General features: G+C 67.5%; 11 protein-coding genes, 1 tRNA gene, 1 rRNA gene and 1 pseudogene. 10 read left to right on the forward strand and 4 right to left on the reverse strand.

Annotated features, from left to right (window positions below):
- Both rrf and ASE83_RS07815 read left to right on the forward strand, forming a co-directional pair.
- Positions 1-111: ribosomal RNA gene (rrf, locus tag ASE83_RS07810) — 5S ribosomal RNA — on the forward strand; the annotation flags it as partial.
- A 107-nt stretch (positions 112-218) separates the two neighbouring features.
- A tRNA-Met gene (locus ASE83_RS07815) sits at positions 219-295 on the forward strand.
- 144 nt (positions 296-439) lie between these two features.
- Here the strand turns inward: ASE83_RS07815 and ASE83_RS07820 are convergent.
- Complete coding sequence (locus ASE83_RS07820) at positions 440-793, reverse strand: hypothetical protein (RefSeq protein WP_156352900.1); 354 nt, start codon at positions 791-793, stop codon at positions 440-442.
- Positions 751-945 (reverse strand): annotated as a pseudogene (locus ASE83_RS18125) (transposase domain-containing protein); the annotation flags it as partial. The pseudogene ASE83_RS18125 and the gene ASE83_RS07820, both read right to left, overlap by 43 nt.
- Positions 946-1396: 451 nt before the next feature.
- On the opposite strand from ASE83_RS18125, the gene ASE83_RS07825 reads away from it, so the two are divergent.
- The 8 genes from ASE83_RS07825 (at position 1397) to ASE83_RS07860 (ending at position 13669) form a co-directional block, all read left to right on the forward strand.
- Positions 1397-2701 carry an MFS transporter gene (locus tag ASE83_RS07825; RefSeq protein ID WP_235513275.1) on the forward strand — a complete coding sequence of 435 codons (1305 nt, stop codon included), beginning with the start codon at positions 1397-1399 and terminating at the stop codon, positions 2699-2701.
- A 91-nt stretch (positions 2702-2792) separates the two neighbouring features.
- Positions 2793-4199 (forward strand): aldehyde dehydrogenase, encoded by a 1407-nt coding sequence (locus tag ASE83_RS07830; RefSeq protein WP_055787864.1) that lies wholly within the window; start codon positions 2793-2795, stop codon positions 4197-4199.
- Positions 4200-4287: 88 nt separating this feature from the next.
- Positions 4288-5124: a p-hydroxycinnamoyl CoA hydratase/lyase gene (locus ASE83_RS07835; protein WP_055787867.1), complete on the forward strand. Its 837-nt coding sequence runs from the start codon at positions 4288-4290 to the stop codon at positions 5122-5124.
- Between the two features lie 155 nt (positions 5125-5279).
- Positions 5280-7373, forward strand: a complete 2094-nt coding sequence (locus tag ASE83_RS07840) for an acetate--CoA ligase family protein (protein WP_055787869.1) — start codon at positions 5280-5282, stop codon at positions 7371-7373.
- Between the two features lie 230 nt (positions 7374-7603).
- Positions 7604-9994 carry a TonB-dependent receptor gene (locus ASE83_RS07845; protein ID WP_055787872.1) on the forward strand — a complete coding sequence of 797 codons (2391 nt, stop codon included), beginning with the start codon at positions 7604-7606 and terminating at the stop codon, positions 9992-9994.
- 214 nt (positions 9995-10208) lie between these two features.
- Positions 10209-11798 carry an L-aspartate oxidase gene (gene nadB, locus ASE83_RS07850; RefSeq protein ID WP_055787877.1) on the forward strand — a complete coding sequence of 530 codons (1590 nt, stop codon included), beginning with the start codon at positions 10209-10211 and terminating at the stop codon, positions 11796-11798.
- A gap of 121 nt (positions 11799-11919) precedes the next feature.
- A complete protein-coding gene (locus ASE83_RS07855) occupies positions 11920-12996 on the forward strand; it encodes a serine hydrolase (RefSeq protein ID WP_235513274.1) in 1077 nt (358 codons plus the stop codon).
- Positions 12997-13003: 7 nt separating this feature from the next.
- Positions 13004-13669 (forward strand): phytanoyl-CoA dioxygenase family protein, encoded by a 666-nt coding sequence (locus ASE83_RS07860; protein WP_055787880.1) that lies wholly within the window; start codon positions 13004-13006, stop codon positions 13667-13669.
- A gap of 6 nt (positions 13670-13675) precedes the next feature.
- Here the strand turns inward: ASE83_RS07860 and ASE83_RS18465 are convergent, their stop codons facing one another.
- Both ASE83_RS18465 and ASE83_RS07865 read right to left on the reverse strand, forming a co-directional pair.
- Entirely contained in the window at positions 13676-13849 is a 174-nt protein-coding gene (locus ASE83_RS18465) for a hypothetical protein (RefSeq protein WP_200921866.1), read from the reverse strand.
- Entirely contained in the window at positions 13827-14429 is a 603-nt protein-coding gene (locus ASE83_RS07865; protein WP_055787883.1) for an HAD-IA family hydrolase, read from the reverse strand. Before ASE83_RS07865 ends, ASE83_RS18465 begins: the two co-directional genes overlap by 23 nt.
- Positions 14430-14451 lie beyond the last annotated feature (22 nt).

Consider the following 14451-nt stretch of genomic DNA (forward strand, 5'->3'; position numbering starts at 1 on the left):
GTGGCTATAGCGTTTGTGAACCACCCGATCCCATCCCGAACTCGGCCGTGAAACCAACCTGCGCCAATGGTACTATTGCTCAAGCAATGGAAGAGTAGGTCGTCGCCAGGCATTGAAGCCGGTGCACATAACCATTCACAATTCTTGCACGCGCTTCCCGCCGAACCACACGACGACACGCTATCCAAGCGTGCCGCCGAGCGGATCAGCTCAGGTGACGCGGGGTGGAGCAGCCCGGTAGCTCGTCAGGCTCATAACCTGAAGGTCACAGGTTCAAATCCTGTCCCCGCAACCAACCCTTTCACTAACGCCCCAGGCCCCGTCTCCAAAGAGATGGGGCTAGGGGCGTTGGGNTAACCTGAAGGTCACAGGTTCAAATCCTGTCCCCGCAACCAACCCTTTCACTAACGCCCCAGGCCCCGTCTCCAAAGAGATGGGGCTAGGGGCGTTGGGCGTTCGGCGCACACGCGTTTTCCGCAAACGCCGGCATCCGGTACAAGGTATCCATTCGCGAAAGGCCGCGGGGCAGGTCAGCTTTCGCCCAAGAAGCCCGACCGCCTGTGGTCAAGTAGCTCGTCGAGGTAGTCGAAACCGTATCGCGTGAGGCGTTGATGGCCTCGACGTCGTCGTCGAGACTGGTGATGACGCTGAGGCGACCGTCTTCGGGCGCCATGTCCTCGGCGAGTTCCTCAATTACGGCGAGGTGCTTTGCGGCGTAGCGCGCGGTGAACGCCATCGAGGAGGCGGCCATCAGGCGGCTTTCGTGACCTGGATTCGAGGCACCCAGTTCCACGGTAGCAGCTCGTCGAGCCGGGTCGCCGGATATTAGGCAATGCGGGCGAGGACGTCGGCTAGCCAAACCTGCGAGTCGACGTTGTCGAGGCGGGCGGTTTGGATGAGGGTGTAGAGGATGGCGGCACGCTGGCCGCCCCGTTCCGAACCGCAGAGTTGCAGCAGGAAGTCGGTGTGGAAATTTAGGTACGGCGGAATTCCCGTCGGTAATTCCCTGTAGCCCCAAGTCCTCCTGAAAGCGCACCACGTCGCGGATTGCGGCGTCCTCCGCCGTGCCCAGCGCCGCTGCGTCGATCGTGCCCGCGCAATACGCCGCGCGCGCCTCGATCAGCGCCTTAGGCCGCAGAACGCTACCGACATGATCGGCGCGAAAGGGTGGGGCGGGCATCTTCCCTCTCCCGTAATCCCGTAGTTATCCACAGGGCTCGTCCTGACTTATCCACAGCCGAACCGGGTTATCCACAGCCCCGGAAGGAACGGCGAAGCAATCGGCAATGGCAGTTGTCGCGGTCCGTCATAGCAGTATATGTTACCCAACATAACAAAAAAACGGAGAGGGTGCATAGTGGCCCAAGACCCACGCAGTGCGATCGATCAGGGAGCGATGTCGCGATTCCAATGGGGAATCGTCGCGACCATGGTCGGGTTGAACGCGCTGGACGGATTCGACGTGCTGTCGATCAGCTTCGCATCGCCCGGCATCGCCGCCGATTGGGGCATCGATCGCGCCGCGTTGGGCATCATATTGTCGATGGAGCTGGTCGGCATGGCGATCGGATCGCTGTTCCTGGGCGGCGTCGCCGACCGCTTGGGGCGGCGGACGACGATCCTCGGCTGTCTGGGCGTGATGACCATCGGCATGTTGGGCGCGGCGAGCGCGGCGGGGATCGTTACCCTGTCGGTCTGGCGCGTCGCCACCGGCCTGGGTATCGGTGGGATGCTGGCATCGACCAATGCCGCCGTGGCCGAAGCCGCCAATGCGAAACATCGCGCGCTGGCCGTCGTGCTGATGGCGGCAGGCTATCCAATCGGGACGATCGTCGGCGGATCGGTGTCCGCCATACTGTTGGCCCAATATGACTGGCGCGCGGTGTTCGTGTTCGGTGCGATCTGCAGCGCGCTGTTCGTGCCGCTGGTGCTGTGGCGCGCGCCCGAATCGGTCGCGTTCCTGATGCATCGCCGTCCGCCCGACGCGCTGGCGCGGATCAACGCTACGCTGAAGCGCATGGGCCATGCCCCGGTCGCGGCGCTGCCGGAGCCGGAGCTGCGCACCGCCGCCGCCAAGGCCCCGATCGTCGCGCTGTTTTCCCCCGCGCTGCTGCGCACCACCATCCTGCTGACGCTCGCCTATCTGGCGCACATCATGACCTTCTATTTCATCCTGAAATGGATTCCGAAGATCGTGGTCGACATGGGCTTTCCCGCGCCGCAGGCGGCAGGCGTGCTGGTGTGGGCCAGCATCGGCGGGGCGACCGGATCGCTGATCCTCGGCCTGTTGACCGGGCGGCTGCGACTGCTGGGGCTGACCATCGGTGCGATGCTGTTGTCGACCGCGCTCGTCATCGTGTTCGGACGCGCGCAGAGCGATCTGACGGGCCTGTCGGTCGTTGCCGCCGCCGCCGGCTTTGCCACCAATGCCGGCGTGGTCGGGCTGTACGCACTGGTCGCCGAGCGGTTTCCGACCGGTGCGCGCGCCACCGCGACCGGGTTCGTCATCGGGGTCGGGCGCGGCGGGTCGGCACTGGCGCCGATGGTCGCGGGTTTCCTGTTCGCCGCCGGATATGGATTGCAGGCGGTCGCAGTGCTGATGGGCGTCGGGTCGCTGATCGCGGCGGTCGCGCTGTTCTTTCTGCGGGGTAAGCCGGCGGTGGTTTTGCAAGAGGCGGGAGGCGGAGCAGGCGCGGCGTGACGTCCTGACAATGGGTCACGCGAATTGCCCGATTGACGCGCCCGCTAAAGCGATTTAAGCTATAAAACATAACAAATAAGGAGAGGCCGCTATGGCGTCCGCAACAACATTCGACCGGATGAACCCCGTGACCGGCGCGGTCGCGACGACGGCCGAGGCGTTCGGCCCGGACGAGGCGAATGCGGCGGTCGAGGCGGCGGCGGCGGCGTTTCCGGTATGGTCTGCGCTGGGTCCGAACGCACGACGCGCGGCGCTGACCAAGGCGGCGGATGCGCTGGCGGCCAAGGGCGACCAGTTCGTCGCGGCGATGATGGGCGAGATCGGCGCGACCGAGGGCTGGGCGCGGTTCAACCTGATGCTGGCGGTGTCGATGGTGCGCGAGGCTGCCGCGCTGACGACGCAGATCGCGGGCGAAGTGATCCCGTCGGACAAGCCGGGCTGTATCGCGATGGCGCTGCGCGAACCGGTCGGGGTGATGCTGGGCATCGCGCCGTGGAACGCGCCGATCATCCTGGGCGTGCGCGCGGTCGCGGTGCCGCTGGCGTGCGGCAATACCGTGGTGCTGAAGGCGAGCGAGCAATGCCCACGCACCCACAGCCTGATCGCCGAAGCCTTTGCCGAGGCGCTGCCCACCGGCGCCGTCTCGATCGTCACCAATGCGCCCGAGGATGCGGGTGCGGTCGTCGGCGCGCTGATCGACCATCCGCAGGTCCGCCGCATCAACTTCACCGGATCGACCCATGTCGGGCGGATCATCGCGAAACGCGCGGCGGAGCATCTGAAGCCCGTGCTGCTGGAACTGGGCGGCAAGGCGCCGCTGATCGTGCTGGACGATGCCGACCTCGACGAAGCGGTGAAGGCGGCGGCGTTCGGCGCGTTCATGAACCAGGGGCAGATCTGCATGTCGACCGAGCGGATCATCGTCGTCGATGCGGTCGCCGACGCCTTTGTCGAGAAGTTCGCGGCCAAGGTCCGCACCATGGCGGTCGGCGACCCCCGCGAAGGCAATACGCCGTTGGGCGCGGTGGTCGATCGCAAGACGGTCGATCATGTCCGGTCGCTGATCGACGATGCGGTCGCGGCGGGCGCGGTGCAGGTGAATGGCGGCGCGGCGGACGGCGTGCTGATGCCGGCGCATGTCATCGATCACGTGACCCCGGCGATGAAGCTGTTCCGCGACGAGAGTTTCGGCCCCGTCGTCGGCGTCGTCCGCGCGCGCGACGAGGGTCATGCGATCGACCTGGCCAACGACACCGCCTACGGCCTGTCGGCATCGGTCTTCACCCGCGATACCGCGCGCGGCCTGCGCATCGCCCGGCGCATCCAGTCGGGCATCTGCCACGTCAACGGCCCGACCGTGCATGACGAGGCGCAGATGCCGTTCGGCGGGGTGAAGGCATCGGGGTACGGCCGGTTCGGCGGCAAGGCGGGGATCGACGCCTTCACCGAACTGCGCTGGATCACGATCGAGACGCAGCCGGGCCATTATCCCATCTGACGGTGCGGGCGCACCACGCCGGCCCGCTTTTCCCAACGACATTCTCGCCGACGACCCCGATCGCTGGCGCCAGCAAGAGGTTTGCACCATGACCGAAACGAGCAGCAACGGCGTCGTCGCCTATGATGTCGAGGGGGGCATCGCGTGGGTGCGGTTCAACCGTCCCGAAAAGCGCAACGCGATGAGCCCGACGCTCAACCGCGACATGATGGAGGTGCTCGACGCGCTGGAGTATCGCGACGATGCCGGCGTGCTGGTGCTGTCGGGCGAGGGGCCGGCATGGACCGCAGGCATGGATTTGAAGGAATATTTCCGGGAAACGGAATCGCAGGGCCTTGCCGGTACGCGCAAGGCGCAGCGCGAAAGCTATGGCTGGTGGCGGCGGCTGCGCTGGTACCAGAAGCCGACGATCGCAATGGTCAATGGCTGGTGCTTCGGCGGCGGATACGGCCCGTTGTTCGCCTGCGACCTGGCCTTTGCCGCCGAGGAAGCGAAGTTCGGCCTGTCGGAGATCAACTGGGGCATCCTGCCGGGCGGTGGCGCGACCAAGGTGGCGCAGGAACTGATGCCGTTCCGCAAAGCGATGTACCACGCGATGATGGGCGAGAATATCGACGGCAGGACCGCGGTCGAATGGGGTCTGGTCAACGAGGCGCTGCCGCTGGCGCAGCTCAAGGATCGAGTCACCGAGGTCGCGAAGGTGCTGCTGGCCAAGAACCCCGTCGCGCTGAAGGCGACCAAGGACGCGATGAAGCGCGTCGGCGTGATGAGCTATGACGATGCCGAGGACTATCTGGTTCGCGCGCAGGAAGCGGCCAATTCCTACGACAATGACGGCCGCAAGGAAGGCATCCGGCAGTTCATCGACGAGAAGAGCTACAAGCCGGGGCTGGGGGCTTACGACAAGGACCGGGCCAAGGTTTGACCTTCTAAATCCTCCCCGGCACGGGGAGGGGGACCATGCGAAGCATGGTGGAGGGGGGTGTCGACATACGGAACGGTTTCGTTGCGTGGCCAACCCCCTCCGTCAGCGCTTTCGCGCTGCCACCTCCCCGGATCGGGGAGGATCGAGGAAATCCGATGCCCGATCTTTCCCGCCTGCTCACCCCCCGTTCGGTCGTCATCGTCGGCGCGTCGCCGACGCCGGGCGCGCTGGGGAACGCCGTCCTGCGCAACCTCGAACGGCACGGCTATGCCGGTGACATCCACCTCATCAACCCGAAGCGTGATACGATCGACGGGCGTCCCTGCCTGAACGCGATCGACGACCTGCCGATGGGCGTCGATGCGGCGGTGCTGGCGATTCCCGGGCCGGCGGTGCTGGGCGCGGTGCGCGCGCTGGCGGCGCGCAGGGTCGGCGCGGCGATCATCTTTTCGGCGGGGTTCGCCGAAGGGGGCGAGGCGGGCCAGGCCGCGCAGGCGGAGGTCGCGCGGATCGCGGCCGAACACGGCATGATCGTCGAGGGGCCGAACTGCCTCGGGCTGGTGAATTATGCCGCCGGCGTGCCGCTGACCTTTGTCGAGGCGCCGGTGCTGGACCTTGCGGACAAGCCGGCGGTCGGCATCGTCAGCCAGTCGGGCGCGATGGCGGTGGTGCTGGGCACCACGCTGATGGCCAAGGACCTGGGGCTGACCGTGTCGGTGTCGACGGGTAACGAGGCGGCCTCGGGCGTCGAGGATTATGTCGAGCATCTGATCGCCGACCCCGCGACACGGGCGATCGCGATGATCGTCGAGCAGTTCCGCCAGCCGGCGCGCTTCCTGGCGCTGGCGGCACGGGCACGGGCGGCGGGCAAGCCGATCGTGCTGCTTCATCCCGGCACGTCGAGCGCGGCGCGCGAAAGTGCCGCCACGCACACGGGCGCGATGGCCGGCGACTGGCAGTTGATGAAGGCGAAGGTCGAACGCGCCGGGGTGATGCTGGTCGACAGTCTGGAGGCGCTGGGCGATGTCGTCGACGTGGCAGTACGCGCCAGGCCGGTCCGGCGTGGGGGCACGGCGGTGCTGACCGAAAGCGGCGCGTTCAAGGCGCTGACGCTCGATCTGGCCGAAACGATCGGGCTGGACCTGCCGCCGATGGCCGGGGCGACCGCGGATGCGATGCGCGCTGCCATCCCGGACTTCATTCCGGTATCCAACCCGATGGACCTGACGGCGCAGGCGCTGGTCGATCCCGACCTGTATCGCCGCACGCTGATCCCGCTGCTGGCCGACGACGGCTATGCCGCCTTGGTGTTCGGCATCATCCAGACCGATGCGGCGACGTCGGCGCGTAAATTCCCCGCGATCATCGATGCGGTGCGCGCGCTGGCGCCGGACAAGCCGGTGATCTTCGCCGGGCTGGACGATGGAGCGCCGGTGCCGCCGGATTATATCGCCGCGCTGCGCGCGATCGGAGTGCCCTATTTCCCGTCGCCCGACCGCGCCTTCCGTGCGCTGGGCCATCTGCTGCGCCATGCCGCGCGGGATTTCGCGGTGGCGGCGACCGAACCGGTCGCGCTCGACCTGCCCGGCGGGGTCATTCCCGAATATCGTGCGAAGGCATTGCTGGCCCCGGCCGGCATCCCCTTCCCGGCGGGCGGGTTCGCCGCCGATATGGGGGCGGCGCAGGCGATCGCCGCGCGCGTGGGCTATCCGGTCGCGATCAAGGCGCAGGCGGCGGCGCTCAGCCACAAGAGCGATGCCGGCGGCGTACTCCTGCACATCGCCGACGATGCCGCGCTGGCGGCGGCATGGGACCGGCTTTACGCCAATGTCGCCGCCTATGATCCCGGCATTACCCTCGACGGGGTGCAGGTCGAGGCGATGGGCAAGCGCGGGATCGAACTGATCGTCGGCGCGCGGAACGATCCCGATTGGGGGCCGGCGATCCTGGTCGGGTTCGGCGGGGTGACCGCCGAGCTGCTGCACGATGTCCGGCTGCTGCCAATCGACCTGACCCACGACGCGATCGTCGCCGAACTGCGCGCGCTGAAGCAGGGGGCGCTGCTCGACGGCTATCGTGGTTCACCCGCGCTGGATGTCGATGCGGTCGCGGTGCTGATCGCCGATCTTGGCCGGGTGCTCGCCGGCAGCCCCACGATCCTCGAGATCGATCTGAACCCGGTCGTCGTCTATCCGAAGGGGGAGGGCGTGGTGGCCCTCGACGCGCTGATCCTGGCGGATGCCGGGTGAGAAAAGAACGTCGTTCGTCGTCCCCGTCACCCCGGCCTTGAGCCGGGGTCCCGCTACTCCTTCTTCGGCGGTTGCAAGGAAGCGGGACCCCGGCTTTGATCCAGGGCGACGCAAAGACATCAGCGGCCACAATTGTAGCAATGAAACATTACAGTTATTGACAATAGCATTTGGTGGCGTAGCCTGCTGGAAAAGGGGAGCGACAGATCTCCCCGCCATGGGAGGATGCTATGACTGGCCTTCGTTCGACGATGGTTACCGCGCTGCGTTGTCATGCCGCGATCGGTGCCTTGACAATTGCCGCCATCCCCGCCGCCGCCGCGGCACAGGACGCCCCGCCTGCCGCCACCGAACCGGACGATGGGGAAATCATCGTCACCGCCCGCCGCCGAGAGGAAAGTCTTCAGGACACGCCGGTCGCCATTTCGGCGTTCAGTTCGGAAATGCTCGACCAGCGCCAGATCGTGCAGACGCAGGACCTTGAGCGCATCACCCCCAGCCTCCAGTTCAAGCCCGCCGGGCAGTTGTCGGGCAACAGCGCGGCGTCGGTCGTGTTCATCCGCGGCGTGGGACAGGTCGATCCGACCGCCGCCGTCGATCCGGGCGTCGGCATCTATCTCGACGAAGTATATCTCGGCCGTGCGGTCGGCGGTGCGATCGATTTCGGCGACATCGACGGGGTGGAGGTGCTGCGCGGGCCGCAGGGTACGTTGTTCGGCCGCAACACCATCGGCGGCGCGATCCTGGTCCGCACCCGCCAGCCGCAAATGGGCAAGACCAGCGTCCGCGCCCGGCTGCGCGTCGGCGATTACAACTTACGCGAAGGGTTCGCGGCGGTGAACGTGCCGCTGGGCGAGACGCTGGCCGCGCGGGTGTCGGGCGGGTTTCGCCGACGCGACGGCTATGTCATCCGCGCGTTCGACGGCCTCGATCTCGGCAACGAGAATGGCTATTCGTTAAACGGCGCGCTGAAATGGGAACCGTCGAGCCAGTTCGACCTGTTCCTGCGCGCCGATTATTCGCGCCGCGACGAACATGGCGCACCCTTCGTGCTGGCCGGGGTCAACGAACAGGCGCCGGTCGCGGCGATCGCCAGCGTTGCCGCCGGCTGCCCCGGTGCGACCATCCCCTTCGCCCCGATCGCGCCGGGCGACCGCCGCTTCGGCGCGCCCAACGTGCCGCTCATCAACGATGCGCGCTGCGCCAACGACCTGCAGGCGAAGGGCGATTTCGTGAACGGCGGCAATGCGCCGGTGATGAGCATGTCGGAGGTATGGGGCGTCGCCGGCACCGCCAATATCCACCTGACCGAACAGGCGCTGGTGAAGCTTATCACCGCCTATCGCGAAACCAGCTCGCGCGGCATTCGCGACGCCGACAACACCCCGCTGACCCTCATCACCACCGATGTCGGGTCGCAATCGGCGCAGTTCAGCCAGGAGGTCCAGCTCCAGCTCGACTTCGGCAAGGTGAACGGCATTCTCGGCGGCTATTATTTCAACGAATCCACCGACGAGCGCGCGACGGTCTTCCTCGCCTTTCCACCGTCGCCGCCGGTGATCCGCTCGCTGCTGGCCGGCGGTCCCGGCAGCCGCGACCTCCAGGTTTCGCGCCTGAAGACCAATTCGGTCGCGCTGTTCGGCGAGGTCAGCTGGTCGCCGACCGAGCGGCTGGAGCTGAGCGGTGGCCTGCGCTACACCTCCGATCGCAAATATTATCAGGGAACGGTGCTGAACCTGTTCCCCGCGACCCAGGGCGACCCCAATCCGCTGCCGACGCTGGCGACCACGCAGGGCGGCCCGCTGTTCATCTTCCCCCGCCCGTTCCAGCGCGATTTCGCCGCACTCACAGGCTCTGCCAGCGTGCAATATCGATGGAGCGGCGCGATCAGCACCTATGCGTCCTATGCCAAGAGCTTCAAGTCGGGCGGCTTCAACACCCGCTACAACGCCGCGACCGCCGACAATCTGCCGGTGCCGTTCTCGGACGAAAGCGTCACCAGCTACGAAGTCGGCGTGAAGACCAATATCGGTCGCCTGCGCCTCAACCTCGCCGCGTTCCAGGCGGAATATCAGGACATCCAGCTGATTTTCCGCCAGGGCGTGGTGCCGCTCCTCTTCAACGCCGGCGAAGCGCGCATCCGCGGGTTCGAGGCGGAGGCGAGCTGGCGCGCGCCATGGGGCCTGACGGTCGATGGCGGCTTGAGCGTGCTCAAGGACAAGATCAAGAGCATCACCCCGATCCCCGGTGCCACCGCCACCGTGACGCCGAACGACGACCTGCCCTTCACCCCCGACCTGCAAGCCAATCTCGGCCTGTCGTACAAGATCGAACTGGGGAACGGCATGACGCTGACCCCGCGCGTCGATGGCAGCTATACGTCGAAGATCACCTTCATCACCGGCAGCATTCCGTTGATCGAGGAGGATGGCTATTTCGTCGGCAACGGATCGGTGGGCCTGAAGCTGGCCAACGGCATCGAGATCAGCGCGGGGGTCAACAACATCCTCGACCAACGCTATCTGATTCAGGGAAACGCCTCGCTCGCGACGCTCGGCTATGCGGAGCGCATCTTCGCCCGCCCGCGCAACTGGTTCGCGCAATTGTCGACGTCGTTCTGATCGAGGGGCGGCGGGGGCACGGTAACGGTTGCCCCTGTCCGTCACCCCGGGCTTGACCCGGGGTCCCGCTTCTTCTTCTGCGGCGGTTAAGAAGCGGGACCCCGGGTCAAGCCCGGGGTGACAGGAAGGGGGCGGACTTCCGTGCCATATCCACCGCGCTTGTCACGCCCCACGAAACGCGCCTAGTCGTCGGACAGATCAAGCGGAGCGCATCTTGTCCCACGACCCTGCCCAGAGCGACATCCTCATCATCGGGTCGGGGGCCGCCGGCCTGACCGCCGCGTTGCACCTGGCCGAACGGTTCCGCGTGACGGTGCTGGCCAAGGGGGCGCTGAACGAAGGGTCGACGGCGTGGGCGCAGGGCGGGATCGCCGCCGTGCTGGAACCCGGTGACACGTTCGAGAACCATGTCGAGGACACGATGGTCGCGGGCGCCGGGCTGAACGACCGCGCGATCGTCGAGTTCGTCGTGGAGGCCGCCCCCGCCGCGATCGAGCGGCTGGCGGCGCTGGGCGTGCCGTTCAACACCGACGGCGAAGCGCTGCACCTGACGCGCGAGGGCGGCCATTCGCACCGCCGCATCGTCCATGTCGACGACGCGACCGGCTGGGCGGTGCAGGAGGCGCTGATCCGCGCCGCCCGCGCCCATCCCAACATCACCCTGCTGCCCGACATGGTCGCGGTCGACCTGGCGACCAGCCGACACGAGCAACGCTATTCGGGCGCGGGCAATGTGTGGGGCGTCTATGCCTTCAACCGCGCGACCGATCGGGTCGAGCTGTTCACCGCGCGCGCGACGATCCTCGCGACCGGCGGGGCGGGGCGGACCTATCTGTTCAGCACCGCGCCGCGCGGCGCGACCGGCGACGGCATCGCGATGGCGTGGCGCGCGGGGTGCCGCGTGTCGAACATGGAGTTCATGCAATTCCACCCGACCTGCCTCTACAATCTGGAGGTCAAGAACTTCCTGATTACCGAAGCGGTGCGCGGGGAGGGGGGCAAGCTCATCAACCCCACGACGGGCAAGAATTTCATGCCCTATTACGACCCGCGTGCCGAACTGGCCCCGCGCGACATCGTGGCACGGGCGATCGATGCGGAGATCAAGCGCTTCGGCCTCGATTACGTCCATCTCGACATCAGCCACATGGACCCGGCGTTCGTGCGCGGGCATTTCCCCAACATCCATGACAAGCTGCTGGGCCTCGGCATCGACATGACCCGCCAGCCGATCCCGGTGGTGCCGGCGCAGCATTATACCTGTGGCGGGGTGGTGATCGACCGCGACGGGCGTACCGACCTGCCCGGCCTCTATGCGGTCGGCGAAGTGTCGCAATCGGGGCTGCACGGGGCGAACCGGCTGGCGTCCAACTCGCTGCTGGAATGTTTCGTGTTCGGCGAGGCGGCGGCGAAGGACATCGCCGCGCGCTGGGACGACCTGCCGCCGCCGCCCGCGATCCGGGGCTGGGACGAAAGCCGCGTGACCGATTCCGACGAGGAAGTGGTCATCAAGCAGAACTGGACCGAAATCCGCCGCTTCATGTGGAATTATGTCGGCATTGTCCGCTCGACCAAGCGGCTGGAGCGCGCCCGCCACCGCATCGCGATGCTGACCGAGGAGGTGGCCGATTATTACGGCCATTTCCGCGTCACCGCCGACCTGATCGAACTGCGCAACCTGTTGCAATCGGCCGACCTGATCGTGCGGTCGGCGCTCCGGCGGCAGGAGAGCCGGGGCTTGCACTATACGCTGGATTACCCCGAAACGGGGCGCCAGGCGATCGACACCATCCTCGTTCCCTGAAGCGCACCGCCATTCGTCGTCCCTGCGGGGGGATTCGTCGCAAGCGATCGCGTCCACCCTGTTATGTTAACACACGGACAAGCATGGTTGCGGCAACTTGGCGGGTGAGATGATCGCACAAATGTTGAATCGAATCGGGTCGCGCAACGCGGCACTGATGGCGGCGGTGGTTGCACTGGGTGGTGCCGGGCTGGCGACGCGGACGTTGCCCCCCGCCGCACAGGCCGCCGCCCCGCGCTATGCGGTGCCGGTGCCGCTCCCCGCGCAGACCCGGCCCGCGCCGCCGGCGCTCGTATCGGCGATCAACGCGCTGGGCGGCGGGTTCCAGGGCAAGGTTTCCATCGCGGTGCGCAGCATCGACGACGGCTGGGTCGTGGGCCACGCCATGGACCAGCGGATGCCGCAGCAATCAGTCAGCAAATTGTGGGTCGCGCTGACCACGATGAACGCGATCGACGAGGGCAAGCTGGCGCTGACCACCCCGGTCACCATCACCCGCAGCGACCTGACCCTGTTTCACCAGCCGATCGCCTATCTGATGAAGGACGGCGTGTTCAACACGACCGTCGGCGACCTGCTGCGCCGTGCGCTGACGATGAGCGACAATACGGCGAACGACAAGCTGCTGAACCTGGCGGGCGGGCCGGTCGCGGTGCGGGACTTCATCGCCAGCCGGGGCCTCGGCAATATCCGCTTTGGGCCGGGCGAGCGGCTGCTCCAGGCCCGGACCGCCGGCCTGCCGTGGAAGCAGGAATATTCGCAGGGCAATGCCTTTGCGCAGGCGCGCGCCCGGCTCGACCCCAATGTCCGCCGTGCCGCCTATCAGGCCTATGTCGCCGATCCGCCCGACGGCGCGGGCGCGGGCGCCATCGCCGATGCGCTGGCCCGGCTGCACCACGGGATGCTGCTGACGCCGCAGTCGACCCAGTGGCTGCTCGACACGATGAGCCACACCCGCACCGGCCGCGCCCGCATCCGCGCCGCGCTGCCCGCCGGGTGGAGCGTCGCGCACAAGACCGGGACCGGACAGGATCTGGGCGGACGCACCGCGGGCTTCAACGACGTCGGCATCCTGACCGCGCCGGATGGCAAATCCTATGCCGTCGCGGTGATGATCGGCGACACGTCGCGCCCGGTGCAGGAACGCCAGCAACTGATCCAGACGGTGGTGTCGTCGATCGTCGCGGTGCACGGCTAAACCGATCGTGCCGCTCGGCTTCGCCGTCGATGGGGCGGAGCGGATCGACGGGGCGGTCACCGCCGAACTGCCGGCGATCGACGCCGCGCTGGCCGATGTCCCACCCGATCGTGCCGGGGTGCGGATCGCCGGCAATGCGGCGCTGGCATCGTTGCTGGCCGCCGATGGCGCGATCGGTGCGAGTGCAGCCCGCGTTTTGGGAGAGGACTGTCGTCCGGTCCGGGCGGTCCTGTTCGACAAGAGCGCGGCGACCAACTGGGCGCTCGGCTGGCATCAGGACCGCACCATCTGCGTGCGCGAGCGCGTCGATACGCCCGGCTTCGGCCCATGGACGGTCAAGGCCGGCCTGCACCATGTCGAGCCGCCCTTCGCCCTGTTGGCGGCGATGGTGACGCTGCGGGTCCATCTCGACCCGGTCGGTGCGGACAATGCGCCGCTGCTGGTCGCACCCGGATCGCACCGCGCGGGGCGGGTGCCGGTCGACACCGTTCCCGCCGTCGTACGGGCGCACGGGATCGCGGCGTGCCTGGCGGCGGCGGGCGATGTCTGGCTCTATGCCACGCCCATTCTCCACGCATCGGACGCTGCCGTCCGGCCGGCGCGGCGACGCGTGCTGCAGGTGGATTTCTCGGCGGCCTTGCTGCCGAACGGACTGGGGTGGGCAGGCGTCTAGGGCGCCCTACCGCTTCGCCAGCAACCGCGGCGCGACGCCCGTGTCGGTAATCACCACCGGCACGATGCCGCCATCGGCGCGGAACGTCAGCCGGTCGATCGCGACCTCGCGGTGGTTGCCGTCGGTTTTGGTCAGCGGGCGGCGGTCGATCCTCAGGTCAGCGATAATCGGCGATCGCATAGGTCCCTTCCTCCGCCCCCACGCGCGGGCCGACGATCGCGACCGCCGCTCCCGCCGCCTTGCCCGCCGCGACCCCGGCGGGTGAATCCTCGAACACCAGGCAGTCCTCGACCGCGACGCCCAGCCGGTCGGCGGCGAGGCGGAAGCCCTGCGGATCGGGCTTGCCGTTCGTCACGTCCTCGGCCGTGATGAACACCTGCGGGATCGGCAGGTCGATCGCGCGCAGCCGCACCTCGGCCAGGTCGCGCGGCGCGGAGGTGACGATCGCCCAGTCGCCCGGCGCCAGCCCCGCGATCAGCGCATGGATGCCGTCGATCGCGACGACGCCGTCGACATCCTCCAGTTCGGCCGCGTTCAGCCATGCGGCTTCGGCATCGACATCCATGCCGGCCGTGGCGAAGCGGCGGACGGTATCCTCACCCCGCACGCCGTGACACACCGCGATCAGCTCTTCGGCATCGATGCCGTGCCGCTCGCACCAGCGCCGCCAGACGCGCTCCACCGCTGCGCTGGAATCGAGCAGCGTCCCGTCCATGTCGAACAGGAAGGCGGCGTAGTGGGTGTTGCGGAACGATGGCATGGGGTGGTCGTACCGGGTGGGG

The organism is Sphingomonas sp. Leaf32, from assembly GCF_001421765.1.
Lineage (GTDB): Bacteria > Pseudomonadota > Alphaproteobacteria > Sphingomonadales > Sphingomonadaceae > Sphingomonas.